We start from the raw sequence: 4,085 nt of genomic DNA, 5'->3' as shown, positions 1-4,085 counted from the left end.
AAAGTACTGAAAAAATTTCAGTACTTTTATTTTTACCATTTATTAAAGCTAATAACCTCTTCTAAATTTTTACGTATTTTTTTACGAGGTTCTCTTTCTCTTGCTGGGTAACCAACTGTTATTATTAATCTAACTGTTCTCTCTTCTGGTATATTAAATGCTTTTTTTAATTTTTCTTGATTCATTGTTCCTATCATACAACTTCCTAATCCTAAAGTTGTAGCCTCATAACAAATACTCATAGCTGTCATACCAATATCCATCTGTGCAAAATGTTGTGATCCATAGTGTTCTCCTACACCGGGCATAAGGTGAGCTTCATCTTCACAAATTAATATAAAAGCTGGAACTCTTTTTCCCCAAGTACAACCATTTACTCCACCATCTTCAAAAGCCTCTCTTACTTTTTCACAAGCTTCTGGTTCATCTACAACTATAAACTTCCACGGTTGAGAATTACAAGCACTAGGTGAAAGTCTTGCCACCTCTATTAATTCTGTTAAAAGTTCTCTTGGAACTGGTTTATCACTATATATTCTACAACTTTCTCTTTTCAATTGTAACTCTTTAAAATCCATAATCCCTCCTTATATAATTTTTATTTCTTATATTTTGGAACATTTTCATTTATAAATTTTTCAAAGATATCTGCTGCTAGTTCAACAGTTTTTAAACATCTTACTTCATCATTTCTATAAATGCTTTTTAAATCATTACAAGAACTTGTCCCTAAAGTTTTTTCAAATGTTTCCACTAAGTTTGTACAAAGTTCGTGAAATGGATCTCTTTCTAGTTGAATCATTCTTCCTAAAATAGCTAGTCCACCACATAGAGCTCCACAAGTTCTTCCACAACCCATTCCAGCTCCAAATGCTGTTACAATTTCAGCCATTTTTTCATCTAAACCTAAATTATAATATTTATTACTTGCTAAAAATAATGATTCAGCACAATTAAAATTTTTTTCTATATAATATTCTTTTATAATATCTCTTAACATCTTTTTTCCTTTATTTTTGATTTTTTCCAATAGCTATAATAGCAAAAACTAATATAGTTGCCCCTATAAATTGTTGTAGTGTCAATAGATTTCCATTAAAAATATAATCAAATAATACTGATGATATAGGGAAAGCTAATTCACAAATTGTAGCGACACTGGCATCTATATATCTTAGACCTCTATAATAAATCATAATTGCCATACTACCACTTGTAAGCATTATTGTAAAAAATATTCCCCATTGAAATGGAGTTACCTCTAAAAGATATTTAAAATCTCCATTAAATAAAACAATAAAAAATGTAATTATACTTGTAAAGAAAAATCTTGTATATAAAGCTGTTAGAAAAGAGGAATTTGTCAGTATTCTTTTTCCAAAAACAGTTGAACTTCCAAAAGAAAAAGCTGCTAAAAGAGCTAATCCACAAGCTGGTAATATATTTCCACTTCCTGTTGACTCTGGTAGCTTAAACTCAAATGTCATTATATATCCACCTATCAAAGCTAAAATTGTTAAAAAGAAAAAGTTTTTTCCTAATTTTTCCTTCAATAAAAATCTCGCTAAAATAAGAGCAAATATTGGTTGACATTTTTGTAATAAAGTTACAACTGTTAAATGTTGAAAATTAACTAAAAACAAAGCCTTTACAATAGCTAAAGTTCCTAAAGTTCCACCGAATAATGCTATACAGAAATAATAAAAAAGATCTTTTTTAGGTAGAACTTTTATATTATTCATCTCCCTCTTACCAAAAAGTAAACTCATAAAAAGAAACGGTATAACATGCAATATAAAAACTACAAAAGGAACTCCCAGTTTAAAAAGTCTTGGAGTTAAAACTATTCCATCAAGTCCCCAAAGAGATGCAGCAAAACAAACAAGTCCTGCTCCAAGGTATTTTTTATTTACATTAATCAATTTTCTCCCCCTACCTTTTAAAATAAACTTCTTTGATTTGTTTCACTTAAATCTTTAACAGCATTTAAAGATTTTAATTTTTCTAAAACAGTAGAAGACATTTTTGTTCTTCTCTTTAAATCTTCATAAGAAAGAAACTTCTCAACTTCTCTTTCTGATAAAATATTTTCAACTACACTGGCTCCCAGTCCAGCTATTCCCATTAAAGGTACTCTAACTTTATTATCTTCAACAGTAAATTTAAATCCTTCAGATTTATAAAGATCTATTCCTAAAAACTCAAATCCTCTAGCATACATCTCTACAACAATTTCACAAATTGCCATCTGTGTTTTTTTCTTAACATCAAGTTTTGGCTCCTTGCTCAACTCTTTTAATTTTTCTTTTGCCAATTCTTTATTTCCCATAATTTCAAAATCAAAATCCTCTATCTTACGAGTAAGATATGCTGCATAGAATGCTAAAGGATAGTGTATTTTAAAATAAGCTATTCTCATTGCCATCATAACGTAAGCAACAGCATGCCCCTTAGGGAACATATATTTAATTCTTTTACAAGATTCTATATACCACTCTTTAACATTTTTTTCCTTCATCATATTGGAATAAGTTTCCCATTGTTCAGGCTCCTTTGAAGGTTTTCCCTTTCTTACAAACTCCATTATCTTAAAGGCAACACCTTTTTCCATTCCGCTATCTATTAGATAGTTCATAATGTCATCTCTAACTGTTATAACTTCAGAAAGAGTCGCTTCTCCCTGTCTAATAAATTCTTGGGCGTTGTTAAGCCAAACATCTGTTCCGTGAGAAAGTCCCGAAATTCTTACAAGCTCTGCAAAAGTTTTTGGTAGAGTATCCTCTAGCATCTGTCTTACAAATCCTGTTCCAAACTCTGGTACTCCAAAAGTTCCAACCACTGATCCAATCTCCTCTGGAGTTACACCTAAAATCTCAGTTCCTGAGAAAATTTTCAATGTATCTGGGTCAGCTATTGGTATATCATAAACATTGACACCTGTGTATTCTTGTAAAAGTTTTATAGTTGTAGGATCGTCGTGTCCTAATATATCAAGTTTTACAAGTTGCTCATCCATTACGTGATAGTCAAAATGTGTCGTGATAGAATCATTTGTAACATCATTTGCTGGATGTTGTATAGGACAAAAATCAAAAACCTCTTTATATTTTGGAACTATTACCATTCCTCCAGGGTGTTGTCCAGTTGTTTTTTTGGCTCCCTCTACTTTAGAGGCCTTTCTTATTATTTCTGCTTTTGATATATTTAAATGATGATCTTCATAATATTTTTTTACATAACCAATAGCGTTTTTATCCGCTAGTGTTGATATAGTTCCTGCCTTAAATACGTTTGATTTTCCAAATAACTCTTCACAATATCTATGAATTTCTGATTGATATTCTCCAGAGAAGTTTAAGTCTATATCTGGAACTTTATCTCCATTGAATCCCATAAAAACTTCAAATGGTATTGAGTGTCCATCTCTTTTTAATGTTCTACCACAATGAGGGCAATTTTTTTCTGGCAAGTCCACCCCTGCTCCTTCTCTCTCTATAAACTCAGAATATTTACACTCTTCGTTTGTACAAATGTAATGTGGATACAGTGCATTAACCTCTGTTATCCCCATCATAAAAGCAACCAGTGAAGAACCAACTGATCCTCTAGATCCTACCAAGTATCCATTATCTAAAGATTTTTTTACAAGTTTTTGAGCTGATAGATATAAAACCGAGAATCCATGTCCTATTATAGCTTTTAATTCACGCTCTAATCTAGCTTCAACTATTTCAGGAAGTGGATCTCCATAAATTTTATGAGCTCTTGTATAAGTCATCTCTCTAACTATATTCTCTGCATTATCTAGTTCTGGTGGATAAAACCCATCAGGTATTGGTTGTATTTTGTCTATCTCATTAGAAATTTTATTTGTATTTGTTATAACTATTTCACGAGCTACCTCTTCCCCTAAATAAGAAAATTCTTTTAATAACTCATCTGTTGTTCTAAAATAAAATCCATTATCGATCGTATATTGTCTTTCATTGAAAACATTTCCACTACCATATAACAATATACTTCTTATATCTTTTTCCTCTTTCTCAAGATAATGAACATTTGAACTTCCTGTAACAAGTTTTCCA

At 30.9% G+C, this 4,085-nt stretch carries 4 protein-coding genes; all 4 read right to left on the bottom strand.

What is annotated here, in order from left to right; all coding sequences use genetic code 11:
* Positions 1 to 32: 32 nt before the first annotated feature.
* A complete protein-coding gene (locus Q1J48_RS07830) occupies positions 33 to 578 on the bottom strand; it encodes a nitroreductase family protein (RefSeq protein ID WP_300362476.1) in 546 nt (181 codons plus the stop codon).
* A 20-nt stretch (positions 579 to 598) separates the two neighbouring features.
* Positions 599 to 1,000, bottom strand: coding sequence for a C-GCAxxG-C-C family (seleno)protein (locus tag Q1J48_RS07825; RefSeq protein ID WP_300328718.1), 402 nt, complete (start codon positions 998 to 1,000; stop codon positions 599 to 601).
* 10 nt (positions 1,001 to 1,010) lie between these two features.
* The gene (locus Q1J48_RS07820; RefSeq protein WP_300328716.1) at positions 1,011 to 1,922 is read right to left on the bottom strand and encodes a DMT family transporter; all 912 of its coding nucleotides are present in this window, start codon (positions 1,920 to 1,922) and stop codon (positions 1,011 to 1,013) included.
* Positions 1,923 to 1,939: 17 nt separating this feature from the next.
* Positions 1,940 to 4,085 (bottom strand): PolC-type DNA polymerase III (locus Q1J48_RS07815; RefSeq protein ID WP_300362474.1); only part of this gene is annotated, 2,146 nt, incomplete at its 5' end.

This window comes from Fusobacterium sp. (assembly GCF_029258315.1).
GTDB lineage: Bacteria > Fusobacteriota > Fusobacteriia > Fusobacteriales > Fusobacteriaceae > Fusobacterium_B.
This window is presented reverse-complemented; position numbering and strand designations above follow the sequence as displayed.